At 42.1% G+C, this 12,879-nt stretch carries 14 protein-coding genes; 7 read left to right on the top strand and 7 right to left on the bottom strand.

Annotation, left to right across the window (positions count from 1 at the left end; genetic code table 11):
* The first annotated feature begins 11 nt into the window (after positions 1-11).
* A complete protein-coding gene (locus tag TOL9009_RS0130480; RefSeq protein WP_029637215.1) occupies positions 12-404 on the top strand; it encodes a hypothetical protein in 393 nt (130 codons plus the stop codon).
* 247 nt (positions 405-651) lie between these two features.
* Here TOL9009_RS0130480 and TOL9009_RS0130475 read toward each other — a convergent pair whose 3' ends face one another.
* Positions 652-1,089, bottom strand: a complete 438-nt coding sequence (locus tag TOL9009_RS0130475) for a peroxiredoxin (RefSeq protein WP_029637214.1) — start codon at positions 1,087-1,089, stop codon at positions 652-654.
* A gap of 150 nt (positions 1,090-1,239) precedes the next feature.
* On the opposite strand from TOL9009_RS0130475, the gene TOL9009_RS0130470 reads away from it, so the two are divergent.
* The 4 genes from TOL9009_RS0130470 (at position 1,240) to TOL9009_RS0130455 (ending at position 5,215) form a co-directional block, all read left to right on the top strand.
* A complete protein-coding gene (locus TOL9009_RS0130470; RefSeq protein WP_029637213.1) occupies positions 1,240-1,644 on the top strand; it encodes an Npun_F0494 family protein in 405 nt (134 codons plus the stop codon).
* A 242-nt stretch (positions 1,645-1,886) separates the two neighbouring features.
* The gene (gene cobQ / locus TOL9009_RS0130465) at positions 1,887-3,368 is read left to right on the top strand and encodes a cobyric acid synthase CobQ (RefSeq protein WP_029637212.1); all 1,482 of its coding nucleotides are present in this window, start codon (positions 1,887-1,889) and stop codon (positions 3,366-3,368) included.
* An 11-nt stretch (positions 3,369-3,379) separates the two neighbouring features.
* Entirely contained in the window at positions 3,380-3,619 is a 240-nt protein-coding gene (locus tag TOL9009_RS0130460; protein WP_029637211.1) for a 2Fe-2S iron-sulfur cluster-binding protein, read from the top strand.
* Between the two features lie 42 nt (positions 3,620-3,661).
* Positions 3,662-5,215, top strand: coding sequence for a cation:proton antiporter (locus TOL9009_RS0130455; RefSeq protein WP_029637210.1), 1,554 nt, complete (start codon positions 3,662-3,664; stop codon positions 5,213-5,215).
* 7 nt (positions 5,216-5,222) lie between these two features.
* Here the strand turns inward: TOL9009_RS0130455 and TOL9009_RS0130450 are convergent, their stop codons facing one another.
* The 6 genes from TOL9009_RS0130450 to ald form a co-directional block, all read right to left on the bottom strand.
* Positions 5,223-5,798 carry a DUF3124 domain-containing protein gene (locus TOL9009_RS0130450; RefSeq protein WP_029637209.1) on the bottom strand — a complete coding sequence of 192 codons (576 nt, stop codon included), beginning with the start codon at positions 5,796-5,798 and terminating at the stop codon, positions 5,223-5,225.
* Between the two features lie 8 nt (positions 5,799-5,806).
* Positions 5,807-6,484, bottom strand: coding sequence for a potassium channel family protein (locus tag TOL9009_RS0130445; protein WP_029637208.1), 678 nt, complete (start codon positions 6,482-6,484; stop codon positions 5,807-5,809).
* A 124-nt stretch (positions 6,485-6,608) separates the two neighbouring features.
* Positions 6,609-7,052: an SRPBCC family protein gene (locus TOL9009_RS0130440; protein WP_029637207.1), complete on the bottom strand. Its 444-nt coding sequence runs from the start codon at positions 7,050-7,052 to the stop codon at positions 6,609-6,611.
* 42 nt (positions 7,053-7,094) lie between these two features.
* A complete protein-coding gene (gene zds, locus TOL9009_RS0130435; protein WP_029637206.1) occupies positions 7,095-8,531 on the bottom strand; it encodes a 9,9'-di-cis-zeta-carotene desaturase in 1,437 nt (478 codons plus the stop codon).
* 129 nt (positions 8,532-8,660) lie between these two features.
* Positions 8,661-8,837: a ribbon-helix-helix domain-containing protein gene (locus TOL9009_RS0130430; RefSeq protein ID WP_186227729.1), complete on the bottom strand. Its 177-nt coding sequence runs from the start codon at positions 8,835-8,837 to the stop codon at positions 8,661-8,663.
* Positions 8,838-10,546: 1,709 nt separating this feature from the next.
* Positions 10,547-11,638, bottom strand: coding sequence for an alanine dehydrogenase (gene ald / locus TOL9009_RS0130415; RefSeq protein WP_029637204.1), 1,092 nt, complete (start codon positions 11,636-11,638; stop codon positions 10,547-10,549).
* Between the two features lie 301 nt (positions 11,639-11,939).
* Between ald and TOL9009_RS46400 the strand changes: the two genes are divergently transcribed.
* Both TOL9009_RS46400 and TOL9009_RS0130405 read left to right on the top strand, forming a co-directional pair.
* On the top strand, positions 11,940-12,110 hold the full coding sequence (locus TOL9009_RS46400; protein ID WP_029637203.1) for a chlorophyll a/b-binding protein: 171 nt from the start codon (positions 11,940-11,942) through the stop codon (positions 12,108-12,110).
* 435 nt (positions 12,111-12,545) lie between these two features.
* Entirely contained in the window at positions 12,546-12,839 is a 294-nt protein-coding gene (locus tag TOL9009_RS0130405) for a hypothetical protein (protein WP_029637202.1), read from the top strand.
* Positions 12,840-12,879 lie beyond the last annotated feature (40 nt).

Genomic DNA, 12,879 nt, shown 5'->3' with positions numbered 1-12,879 from the left:
GGCAAAACTGCATGAAAATCTCATTTTTACCGCTGACCAAACTGGTTCTTCTGACTGTGGCTGGAATTGGCGTTACTTCTTTGCTAATGTCTAAACCCAGCTTGGCTCAAAGTCAAGCTAACGATCCCCAAAAGGTCGATCCACTAAACAGTACCGATCCCTTATCTATCAATAACACTGAACAAAATCCTTTCAGTCTATTTCAGTTGATTCATAACGCTAATTTTGGCAGTGCTAACCCAGACTTTGCCAGAGAACAAAATCAACAGCTGGATACAGCAGCGTTAGATTTTAAAAAAAGACAACAACAGCTAATTCAAGGTCAACAGCAGCCAATCAACTCAAATGTAGGTGTACCGCCGGTGATTAGACCATCTGGAATAACACCCCAGTCGGGTAAGTGATACGATTTCATGCCGCAAGCATAGTAGAGACGTTCCATCGGAACGTCTTTACCAAAGATGTGTATGATTTGTCGGACATAACACATACCAAAAAAGATAAAGTGATACGATTTCATGCCGCAAGCATAGTAGAGACGTTCCATCGGAACGTCTTTACCAAAGATGTGTATGATTTGTCGGACATAACACATACCAAAAAAGATAAAAGGTAAAACTACTTTTACCTTTTACCTTCTTTGATTTTTGGCTACAACCCAAGAGCAGTTAATATATCGCTAGCGTGGGTGGCTGTGCTGACAGCAGTATCAACGTGGGTGATTTTACCGTTAGGGTCAATCACATAGGTGACGCGCTTGGCATAACCGCCGCCATCGACATCGTAAGCTTGGATTAGGCTTTTGTCTTTGTCAGCTAAAAGGGGAAAATTGAGCTTAAATTTTTCGGTAAACGCTTGATGAGAGGCTTCGTCATCAGCGCTGACACCTAAAACGACGACATTTTTACCTTGATAATCAGCTTGAGCATCCCGGAAGCTACAAGCTTGTTTGGTGCAGCCTGGGGTGTCATCTTTGGGGTAAAAATAGAGAACTACCGTCTTACCTGCAAAATCAGATAAAGAAACGGTGTTGCCGTTAGTGTCTTTTGTGGTAAATGCAGGTGCATCCGTACCAACTGCTAGAGGCATACTTGACCTTTCCTATTTGTTGATTGTTGGTGCATCTGAAATTTTACAGTAATTTACAATGATTAAGTGAATAAAACTGTGACGCCTGGAAAATAATTAGTGCGAAAACAGACAAATTCTTTTATCTTCAGTGAAAAACCCAAATACAATATGCCTGCGGTAGATTTGCAAAGCCAGAATAGTTTTCCTTATCCTGCTAGCACAGTAGAACGAGCCGAGCGATCGCTTGTTTGTTCTCCCTTCAATCTGTGTTTATTTGTAGCGATGCGTCATCAAAGTGTACCAGTGGGTGCGATCGCCCTTGATTCTGGTGTTAAAAGTGGCTACACCAAACGCCCTTTGTCAGAATTAACATGTGATAACGCTTTGGATTGGCTAATTCAAGTCGGTATATTGCGACGCGAAGTCGATGGTCAGGGAATTACAGATAGTTTTCGTCTCACTCCCCTTGGTCGGCAAGTCGTAGAAAAACTCCAACAAAACCCAAAACGGTCTGCTTCATGGCGCGATCGGCTTTATAACTCTTCAATTCGCACTTTTAGACTACCTTTCTAGATTTTCAAGATAAAGAGTTAGCATTAGGGAATCAAAGGGAACAATATATACGGAAGTCTCATCCCCCTTTATGAAGTCTTTACTATAGCCATTTAGAAAGGGGGTAAAGGGTAAAGGTTAAAGGTATGGAAATAAAGAGTTCTTTAAATACATGTATCATATTCTTCCCCTTTCCCTTTCCCTTTCCCTTTCCCCCTCTTTTTTCACATTCAGCCCTTGTCTTGAAAAATCAATAATTATTTATGAAATCAATTATGGTAGTGGGGACAACATCCCACGCAGGGAAATCACTGATAACAGCAGCTATTTGTCGCATTTTAGCGCGGCGTGGCTGGCGAGTGGCTCCCTTTAAAGGTCAAAATATGGCTTTAAATTCTTATGTCACCGCTAATGGGGGTGAAATGGGTTACGCGCAAGCGGTGCAAGCTTGGGCTGCGGGAGTCGTTCCTTGGGTGGAAATGAACCCAATTTTACTCAAACCCCAAGGAGATATGACCTCCCAGGTAATTATTAAGGGTAAACCTGTAGGCAAAGTGGGTGCCGCAGAATACTACGAGCAATATTTTGAACTGGGTTGGCGAGCAATTGAAGAATCGCTTCAGCATTTAGGAACAGAGTTTGATATGCTGGTTTGCGAAGGTGCCGGTAGTCCGGCAGAAATTAATCTTAAGCACCGCGACTTGACAAATATGCGGGTAGCGAAACATTTAAATGCAGCCACTCTACTGGTAGTTGATATTGACCGGGGTGGTGCTTTTGCCCATGTTGTGGGAACTTTGGAATTACTAGAACCTGACGAACGCGCTTTAATTCGCGGTGTAGTAATTAACAAGTTTCGGGGACAGCGATCGCTCTTGGAACCAGGAATAAAATGGTTAGAAGAACGTACTGGGATTCCCGTTGTCGGTGTTATTCCTTACATAGAACATCTATTTCCGGCGGAAGACTCCCTCGATCTACTGGATCTTCGGTCTAACAAAACCAGTAACGAGCTTAACATTGCCGTTATTCGCTTACCAAGAATTGCCAACTTTACCGACTTTGACCCCTTAGAATCAGAATCCTCAGTTTCGATAAAATACTTAAACCCTAAGCAAGATTTGGGACATCCAGATGCCGTAATTCTTCCAGGGACAAAAACCACAATTCCTGACTTGCTATTTTTGCAAAAAAGTGGTATGGCAGAAGCAATTCAACATTATGCCGCATCTGGTGGAACAGTTTTGGGTATTTGCGGTGGATATCAAATGCTTGGTCAAATGATAGCCGATCCTGAGGGAATAGAAGGACAAGCTGGCAGATATCAGGGTTTGAATTTATTACCGATTAAAACTGTGATTACGGGACAGAAAATCGCCCGTCAGCGCCAAGTTACCTCGAATTTTCCGCAAATGGGCTTGCCGGTGAATGGTTTTGAAATTCACCAAGGGCGATCGCGCATCGAAATGCCAGCAACAGATTCCAAAGCTTTTCAACCTTTATTTGACGATATTAATTTAGGTTTAGTAGATAGTTGCCAATCAGTTTGGGGTACTTATCTCCACGGCATTTTTGACAATGGTCCCTGGCGTCGCGCTTGGTTAAATCGCCTGCGTCAACAGCGCGGTTTAAAATCTCTACCTACAGGCGTTGCCAACTACCGCGAAGAGCGAGAAAATATTTTAGACTCCCTTGCCACGGAAATAGAACGCCATTTAGACTTAACTCCATTTTTGTCTCAGTAGGGTGGTGTTTTATGAGTGTCCGCGTCCGCTTTTTACCAGATGATGTCACGATTGATGCCGAAGTGGGAGAATCTCTACTCGATGTAGCAGATCGAGCCGGAATATTCATTCCCACTGGTTGTTTGATGGGGTCGTGTCATGCTTGCAGTGTGGAATTAGATGATGGCAATATTATCCGCGCTTGTATTACCTCAGTACCACCAAAAGACGAGGAGTTGACGATTAATTTGTTTAGCGATCCAACTTGGTAATGGTGTTTATCAGAGAATTGACAACAAATTTCTAGAACCAAAGTGGATGTTGCTGAATTAGTACAGATTTTAATTATTCTTCTGCTCGTTGCCACTGGTGTAGCCCTGCTATCCCGTCGGTTGCGAATCCCCTATGTGACGGGTTTAGTGTTAGCGGGTTTACCGATCACTGAGCTATTGTCTCGTCGCATTGGTTTAGATCCAACCCTTGTTTTGAATCTTTTCCTGCCAATTCTCATCTTTGAAGCTGGCATCAATACAGATGTCAGCCGTCTACGAAGCACGTTTAAACCAATTGCTCTCCTGGCTGGTCCAGGGGCTGTGCTTTCCAGTGCTATTATTGCCGTCCTGTTGAAATTTGGGCTGGGATTGACTTGGATACCCGCTTTATTTGTAGGAGTCATTCTGGCAAACACTGATACCGTTTCAATGATTGCCGTCTTTAATGAGATACCAGTACCTTCCCGGCTTTCGACCATTGTTGAAGGAGAAACTTTATTCAACGATGCTGCTGCCCTAGTTTCATTCAACTTGATTTTGCAAGTATATTCCACAGGTTCGCTGACGTTACTAGAGGGAATCCAACAACTGCTATTTATCGCTCTAGGAGGGTGCGTGGTGGGGTTAGTCTTGGGCTACTTGAGCATACCTGTATTTGCCCGTTTAGATGATCCCCTGAGCAGCCTATTACTCACGGTCGCAGTTGCATTAGGAACTTTTCAGGTAGGGCAATTTATAGGTGTATCAGGTGCTGTTGCAGTAGTTGTAGCTGGATTAATTTTCGGTAATTTTGGGATTTCTGGCAATACTTCTGCTTCTAGTCGGATCACTTTGTTGAGTTTCTGGGAATATGCCAGTTTTACCGTCAACACCTTTATTTTTCTGCTGATTGGTGTAGAAATAAACCTGGTAACACTCTGGAGGGCTTTACCTGCTATTCTACTTGCTGTTTTGGCTTATCAAGTAGGGCGAGTTCTTACGGTTTATCCCCTGCTAGCAGGGATTCGTTGGTTTGACCGACCAATTCCGCTACGCTGGCAACATTTACTCTTTTTGGGCAATATCAAAGGTTCACTCTCAATGGCTCTGGCGTTGAGTTTACCTACCACACTACCAGGGCGAGAAGTCCTTATAGCTATAGTCTTCGGCTGTGTGCTGGTGTCGTTAGTAGGACAGGGTTTAAGTTTGCCGTGGGTGGTAAAACGTTTAAAATTAACTAAATTTTCAGAGGTTCAGCAACAAGTTGAAGAATTGCAAGCCCAGCTGATGACGGGTAAAGCAGCACAAGATGAATTAGATAGTTTGCTGAAGTCGGGGGTGTTACCAAAAGCCGTCTATGAAGAGATGCGTTCAGCTTATCAGGTGCGAGTAGCAGGAGCAGAAAAGACACTGCGGGAACTATATAATCGTCGCCCGGATGAGTTGGAAGCCAGAAGTGGCAACAGCAGTAAACTTGATGCCATTCGCCGCCGTTTACTACTGGCAGAAAAAGGAGCGCTCAATGAGGCAATGCGGAAGCGAATTCTCTCAGAAGAAATTGTCAGAGGACGGATACAAACTCTTGATGAACAATTGCTCCGACTTGAGGATGATTGATCGCTTTTTAAGAACCTTGGACAGAAGATGAGCGATCGCTTTGACTTTTGATTACCCTGCCAGGACTAATAAAAGAAATTCCTTGTTGGAAGTCAGTACCAATCATAACTGCTTCAATCACAGGCTCAGAAACTTTTGTTTGGGCTACCCACTCCACAATAAAGTTTGCTCCTAAACCTCCACTGGTGTCGGTTTTATTCACGACAAAATCACAAGAAGCGATCGCACTAAGTTCAATCGGGCGCTCTAAATATTGTTTAACTAACTTACCATTTGAATCGTAGTAGCGTACAGAAGTAATGATGATAGGTTTTGTCAAATCTGTATTACGAATACTCAGCGTAGCCGCTAAATTGAAAATCTTCTCTTGATCCTGCTGATCCTGATGATAGATATGGGAATAGATAGGGACATAGATGGTTTGACCCATTGCTATTTTGAAATTTTCATCTAAAGTTACCACCTTTTGAGATGGAGTTACCCGTTGGGTATTTGATTGTGACTTTGGTGGAACCTTAGACGATGTGCAAGAAACAAGAATAATAACAGCAATTGCTAAATAAAAATTTAGGTACAGCTTCATTAAAATTATTATTTACATCCTTCGATAAAATCAATGACTTGATGTAATGTGCCAGGTTTAGTCACAATCAGCACAGTTGAACCGGGTTCTAGTACTGTACTGCCGTTAGGAATCATCAAATCTTCGTGAGGATGGGGTTGATAGCCAATAATTAGAGAGCCAGTGGGAAATCGCGAATCCTGAGCAATTTCGGCAATGGTACGACCAACTACGTAGCAATTGTTGGGAATGGAGAGTTTCAAAACTTCAATCTGCCCCTGGTCAAAATGCATCATCGATTCTACTTGCGGATACTCAATGGCATTTACCATCGTTGAAACCGCTAGCTCAACAGTACCAATGATATGGTTGGCTCCTGCCAAACGAAATGGTTGAGCAAAATCAGAGTGACGCATCCGAGCCAGAATATGGGGAACACCGTAGTGCTTGCTTAGAGTCACCATTGCCAAGTTCAAAGCATCATTTCGCAGAGCAGCTACTAAAGAGTCGGCTTTACGAATCCCAGCTTCTAACAATACTTCTGTACTCACAGCACTGCCTTCAAAAGCCATCGCTCCTACTTGTTCACGCGCATAACGGCAAGCATTAGGATCAATGTCAATGACGGCAACTGTATGCCCTAGTTCTACCAATTTTTGAGCCAAACTCACCCCTACTAAGCCGGCTCCACCAATTAGCACGTACATGGCTGCTCCTGATGCTCAACTTACTACTTTACTTTACAGGCTAGCAACCAAGTGAAGGTATAGCTTGACTGGCTTTTTTGACATCTTTGAGAGCATCAACCCAATTGTTAAGATTGCTTCTGATTTAATTCGATTTCACATTGAGAGCGTATTCTCTAAACCGCTCTAAATCAGCTTTAATTGTAGATTCTACCGCTCGTCCCAAAAACAAATTATCCATAATTTTGCCAAGGATACCAGGGATAGCATAGGAGATGCTAAGTTTCACAATACTGCTTTCTTTGCGATCGTAAAAGCGAATCGCTCCTTGATTCGGCAAACCGTCAATTGATTCCCATTGAATAATTTGATTGGGAATCATTTTCAAAATCCGGGATTTCCAGCTAAACTGCAAACCACCAGTATTAAGCGTCCAAATAGATAGCTCTGGATTATCTTCAGGAATCTTCACCGACTCAATCCACTTCATCCAGCGCGGCATTTGCTCCAAATCTGACCAGAGGCTCCATACTAACTCTATAGGAGCCTCTACTTCTACTTGCACGCTATGCTCTAGCCAGTCTGCCATTCTTTCTTCTTCCTTGGTGTCCTTGGAGTCTTTGGCGGTTCGTTACTTCTTGACATTCTCTAAAATCACCTTCGCCGCACGCCGCCCGGATATTGTCGCTCCCTCCATGCTATCGATATAATCTTGTTGGGTGTAACTACCCGCTAGGAAAAAGTTAGGTACTGGTGTCTTTTGGTGAGGACGGTAAACATCCATTCCTGGTGATTCCCGATAAAGAGACTGAGCAAGTTTGACTACACTGTACCAAGTCATATTTAGCTCTTGCGACGAGGGAAACAACTCGTGTACTTGTTTGAGGACGTGAGAAGCGATCGCCTCGTTACTTTGTTTAATAAACGGATCTCCCGGTGTCAGCACCAATTGTAACAAAGAACCCTCGCCTTCTCGATAATAATCAGCGGGGCTAGTCAAAGCCAAATCCGCAAAACAAGAAAAGTCAGCATCAGCGGTATACAACAAATTATCGATCCCCGCCGCATGATTTAGCTGTTTGCGCTTCTGGGCATCTTGCAATTCTGTCACCCAACCATCAAACCGCAACTGCACTGTTGCTACTGGCACCGCTTCTAACTTATAAATATTGTCAAATTCTGACCACTTGCGCCACTCTTGGGGTATAATTCTTTGAATTCCGGGGATATCGCAAGCAAAGACGTAGGCATCAGCCGTGATATTTTCTTCTGTCTCACCTTGGGCAACGGTGATACCAGTAACATGAGTTTCTTCCCCAGAAGTAAACTTAATTTCTCGTACTTGCCGACGTGTATAAATTTTGGTTCCTCTTGCTTCTAAATATTCTAGAATCGGCTTGTGCAAATACTCTTGGGGGGAACCTTCTAACATTCGCAGTATTGATGCTTCGGTTCTAACAGCAAATAACTGGAAAATTGTCAACATACAACGAGCAGACATATTTTCGCAATCAATAAAACCCAGCGCATAAGCGATCGGGTTCCACATGCGTTTGATGCTACCATTACTGCCGCCGTGACTGCGGAACCAATCGGCAAAGCTGACTTTATCCAACTTGCGGATATTTCTCATCGCTCCATCAAAGTCTACCAAACCCCGTACTACTGGGCTTGTAGCTAAAGCTAGAGCATTCTGCAATTTATCCAAAACTGAGAGTTGAGAAGTTGTAAAAAATGCTTTAAACCCATTAAATGGCGCACCTGTAAAAAAACGAAAATCCAAGGCACCAGTTTTTCCCCCTTTATTGATAAAGGTGTGGGTGTGTTCTTTGAGGCGTAAGTTGTCAAATGCCCCCACTTTCTTCATCAATTCAAATATCTCATAGTAGCACCCAAAAAAAACATGCAACCCCATTTCAACGTGATTGCCATCGCCATCAACCCAACTACTAACTTTACCACCCACAAAGGGACGGGACTCAAAAATCTGGACTTCACAACCCGCATCAGCTAAATCTACTGCCGTTGCTAGTCCAGCCAGTCCCGCACCTACGATTGCAACACGCATTCCGTCTTTCCTTTTCAGCTTCTTTACAGATTGTAACTGGGTTGGTGCCGGAATTTGCTACTCGTATTTAGTCAAGAGTTAATAGTCAATAGTCAAAAGTCCCCGTTGTCAAGAAAGTCTTCCTTATTCTCAGTTTTTTGCTCCATTGATATCGTCAGAAACTTGTAACCCTCGGATTAATTCTCGTATCACATCAGTTGCTGGTCTACCTGTCTGCTGACAATATTTTTCCAGTTTTTCTGCTTCTTGTGTTGCAAGGTTTACAGTAATACGTTTCACAGCCCACTTTTTATTAGTCATTATCATGCTATTTGCTGAATATTAACATTGTCATTTGAAAAATCTAACTCAGACATGAAAGTGATAAGAATATCAGAGTTATTGTCAGGAAACAAGCGGCGTCACTAAAACAAAAAATGCTGGTTTTGTCACAGGATTCCTTCTTTTCTAATAAAATATAAAAAGGAAAATTTAATTGTTGGTGTTGTGACGGGACACAAAGCGCACATTGGCTGAAAAATGAAATGCAGTCAGTGACAGAATGACTTAACCCATAATGTAAAATTTTAGAGATTAAGTTGAGATATCTTCTGTTAGCTAAATAACGCTTGCCAAAATTCTTCATCAACTTTGTCTGATTTTCTATCCAGATCGAGTTCACCAAACACTTCCAGATAGAACATCTGCCACATAACCTGAAAATATAGCATTAAGGTGGGGTTTGGTAAATATTCAAGTCTTACGTACAACTCACGGAAAAATCAACCACGTCCCTTGCCCGTCTCCCACAGGAGAAGACACGTCCTTGAAGCCTCTCGAAGAGGAAGACACGTCCCTTGTGCGTCTCCCAAAGGAGAAGAAAAGAGAGTTACAAAGGATTTTTGCATAAATTCTAATGTTAAAAGAATCAGCGGCAATTTCTCAAGGATTAATCAAATTGGTTTGATGTTATGTCCCTTGACTTCGGCATTTGCTAAAAGTGCCTCGGTTTTGTTCCAAGCTTTTACACTAACGCTGGGTAAAGACTCCATTAATTTGTCATCTGTTTTTTCTCATCCTCCTTGCGAGACACCTTCTTTTAAACTCACCGTGTGAATGGTTTCTTCATCGTCTTCATCAACTTGAAGCTTGTGCAGATACTTTTTAGCCCATTGCTGTGCTAAAGATTCGGCACCTCCCTTCTTTTCTTTTCCTAAGCTTGCCTTGAAACTACCGCTAAAAACTTATTTAGGTAGACCCATAATAATGTGTTTTTAACTTGTAGTTGAAGAACATTTTTAGAGACAATTGCTTTTGTTGTTTGTTTATTATAGCTATTATTTTTGAGGTTTAAGTAAACTTTATTAAGAGCATACGTAATGTTATTTTTTCTTATTTACAAAAAAAATATAAAGTAAAGTTTATTAGCCTAAACTTTTGATTAATTATATTGACAAATAAATAATTACTTAATAAAATACTTGCCAAATAAAAATAAGACTTACGCATTTCAACGGAATTTTATCCGCCGCGTAAGTCCTATACAAGTGTGGTGTCTACCCCAATTTTCTAGTTTTTTACTTTTTTCAAGAAAAATGCCTTCACGTTCGACACTGTAAGCCTTATGGGGATTTAGTATTTACATGTTTGATACATTCAGAAAAGTTATCAAGTGTGGTTTTACGTAGTAGTCTGTGAAATTGATTTTGACGGATTGGTAGTGTGAGCGTCTCGCTCACGACGCGAGCATTTTTCTCCCACTACCCATCAATTTAACCTTGACAGACTAGTGGAGGAAGTCGGAAAAAAGTGACCAGCCTTCATCCGTAAAAAGTCGTGCGGTATCGAGGATCTAGAAAATAAGGCTGGTCACTTTTTTTTGCCCTAATGTACTAGTACAGCGGGCGCGTAAATAAACCAACCATTCTCAATCGCTAAAAAGCTTACTCCATATTACTTTTGACTTTTGAATGAGTGACTTTTGACTTCCGTCTTGGGGTACTAGTAGACATAAATTAGCTAAGTATCGTGAAAAACTAATTTACTAAGTCAGGAAAAACTGACTGCACCGCAGGATGGACTAAGTGATGATTCTGTACATTTACACCTTTGGCTAATGCTGGGTTAATTTCTAACGCTTTAGTTCCCAGATTTGCTAACTCGACAACGTATGGTAAGGTACTGTTATTGAGAGCTTGGGTTGCTGTCCAAGGTACTGCCCCTGGCATATTCGGAACGCCATAATGCACTACATCTTCCTCGATATATATTGGGTTGGTGTGAGATGTAGGATGTAAAGTTTCTACGCAACCGCCTTGATCCACGGCAACATCGATAATTACAGAACCAGGACGCATTTGTTTAACTAAGTCACGCTTGACTAAAATCGGTGCCCTACGTCCGGGAATTAAAACTGCACCAATCAGCAAGTCAGCTTCAATGAGCGCGGTTTCGATGTGGGCGGAGTTACTGTAGATGAGTTCGACTCTAGAGCCAAATAAAGTTTCTAAGTAAGATAAACGCTCAACATTAACATCTAAAATCTGGACAGAGGCACCCATACCGACAGCAATTTTCGCGGCTTCTGTGCCAACGACACCACCACCTAAAATTACTACTTTACCTGGTTTGACGCCGGGAACACCGCCCAAAAGCACACCTCTACCACCTTGCTGACGTTCAAGGAACCTTGCGCCAAATTGTACTGATAAACGACCAGCAATGATGCTCATGGGAGAGAGCAAAGGTAATTTGTTGGCACCAGGTTGTTCTACAGTTTCGTAGGCGATCGCACATGTACCACAATCTATTAAATGCTCGGTCAATTTGCGATCGGCTGCTAAATGCAAATAAGTAAACAGTAACTGCCCTTTTTGTAAAAATTTATATTCTGATGCCAGTGGTTCTTTCACCTTGACAACTAAATCCCGATTCCAAGCAGCATCCGGTGTAGAAACAATTTCTGCCCCAACGGTTTTATAATCATCATCTGTAAATCCAGCACCAGTACCAGCGTGTGTTTCAACAAAGATGTTGTGACCATTTTCCCGCAACACCCGCACGCTAGAAGGACTCAACCCTACCCGAAACTCTTGATCTTTACTTTCTTTCGGAACACCAATTTCCATTTACTGCCTCTGATTGATTTTTTGTTTAACTTTAGCCTGCCAGTTTCTGACTTGCTACTTCCGTATTAGAGATAGCTAAAGTTGTGTTATCCTCACCTATCGTCTTTCTAATTGCCCTTGACTATTGCTCCAGTATTCTTAGAATATATAAAGAATAATTAAAAAATGTTACACAATGGCAATAGTGCAGAAATTTTGCCAATTTTTTGGTTGACATTTAAGCGCTACTATGCGGTTTCAAATCCGAAGTTCCGACTTATCAATGTAAAGTTCAGTTTGCCGAAAATAGGAGTTATTTATGATGACACAACCACAACCAACCGTTACACCCAAATTAGAAGAGCCGAAATTTGGCTTTAATGAATATGCTGAACGCTTGAATGGTCGAGCTGCCATGATTGGTTTCATTTTGATGGTGGCGATTGAATACTTCACCAACCAAGGAGTGCTATCATGGCTCGGTCTGAGATAGAACTGCGATCGCACAAGCTTCACCCTTAGACATAGACGTAGCACTTGGTAGTCTTTACAAGGGTTTCGGGCAATGCATAATTAAATTCTGGAGATGTCTATAACTTCTGCTTGCTGACTTGTTAAAAGTTGTAAGCGTGAGTTGCAGAAATTTTAACCAGTTGATGTCAGCTGATTAAAGTTCCTGCAACTTAATTGCGTACCTCTTGCCACCAGTCGTTTAAGGCTGCTCAACCGCACAGTACACGCAATGAAAGTAAGTGTTATCCTAGACTTGCAACTATTATGATGGAAGCTCCTTAATTTCTACACTTCTCTCCCCCTACTAAAGATAACTATAATTTCTTAGTGGCTCTGATTAAAAGTGCCTCCTCCGGGTGAGGTATTCTCAGTAAATTTACGCCTATCTTGTGAACAAAAACCAATCAAGCAAAAGATGAATGCTGTATTACCTCGTTTTTTGAAGTCAGCGTACCGTAGAGAACCATTAGTTAGTGCATTGATTACGATGGGCATTATCGAGGCGCTAATTGGTGGGTTTGACGATAGCTGGTCATTGTTCGCTTTTGGTTTGGGAACTGCTGGTATAACTCTTGGATGGCGCTGGTGGCGCATCCAACAGAGTCGCCCTTTGCCAGAAGAGCCTGTGGTGCAACATTATTTGCCCTCTCGCTCGTCTAGCTCTGCTTTACCACTGCTAACCGTTTCTAAGAAAAAACCATCCCTGTAGAGACGCGAAATTTCTGTAGAGACGCGAAATTTCTGTAGAG

Source organism: [Scytonema hofmanni] UTEX 2349 (assembly GCF_000582685.1).
GTDB classification, from domain to species: Bacteria; Cyanobacteriota; Cyanobacteriia; order Cyanobacteriales; family Nostocaceae; genus Hassallia; species Hassallia hofmanni.
Note: the sequence above shows the minus strand (reverse complement) of the source record. Positions and strands in the feature narration are given on the sequence as shown.

Coding starts and splice junctions, on each gene's coding strand:
- TOL9009_RS0130440 (WP_029637207.1), bottom strand. CDS start 7,052: ATGGCAGACTGGCTAGAGCATAGCGTGCAAGTAGAAGTAGAGGCTCCT.
- TOL9009_RS46400 (WP_029637203.1), top strand. CDS start 11,940: ATGACACAACCACAACCAACCGTTACACCCAAATTAGAAGAGCCGAAA.
- TOL9009_RS0130445 (WP_029637208.1), bottom strand. CDS start 6,484: ATGTACGTGCTAATTGGTGGAGCCGGCTTAGTAGGGGTGAGTTTGGCT.
- zds (WP_029637206.1), bottom strand. CDS start 8,531: ATGCGTGTTGCAATCGTAGGTGCGGGACTGGCTGGACTAGCAACGGCA.
- TOL9009_RS0130475 (WP_029637214.1), bottom strand. CDS start 1,089: ATGCCTCTAGCAGTTGGTACGGATGCACCTGCATTTACCACAAAAGAC.
- ald (WP_029637204.1), bottom strand. CDS start 11,638: ATGGAAATTGGTGTTCCGAAAGAAAGTAAAGATCAAGAGTTTCGGGTA.
- TOL9009_RS0130470 (WP_029637213.1), top strand. CDS start 1,240: ATGCCTGCGGTAGATTTGCAAAGCCAGAATAGTTTTCCTTATCCTGCT.
- TOL9009_RS0130405 (WP_029637202.1), top strand. CDS start 12,546: ATGAATGCTGTATTACCTCGTTTTTTGAAGTCAGCGTACCGTAGAGAA.
- TOL9009_RS0130460 (WP_029637211.1), top strand. CDS start 3,380: ATGAGTGTCCGCGTCCGCTTTTTACCAGATGATGTCACGATTGATGCC.
- cobQ (WP_029637212.1), top strand. CDS start 1,887: ATGAAATCAATTATGGTAGTGGGGACAACATCCCACGCAGGGAAATCA.
- TOL9009_RS0130450 (WP_029637209.1), bottom strand. CDS start 5,798: ATGAAGCTGTACCTAAATTTTTATTTAGCAATTGCTGTTATTATTCTT.
- TOL9009_RS0130430 (WP_186227729.1), bottom strand. CDS start 8,837: ATGATAATGACTAATAAAAAGTGGGCTGTGAAACGTATTACTGTAAAC.
- TOL9009_RS0130480 (WP_029637215.1), top strand. CDS start 12: ATGAAAATCTCATTTTTACCGCTGACCAAACTGGTTCTTCTGACTGTG.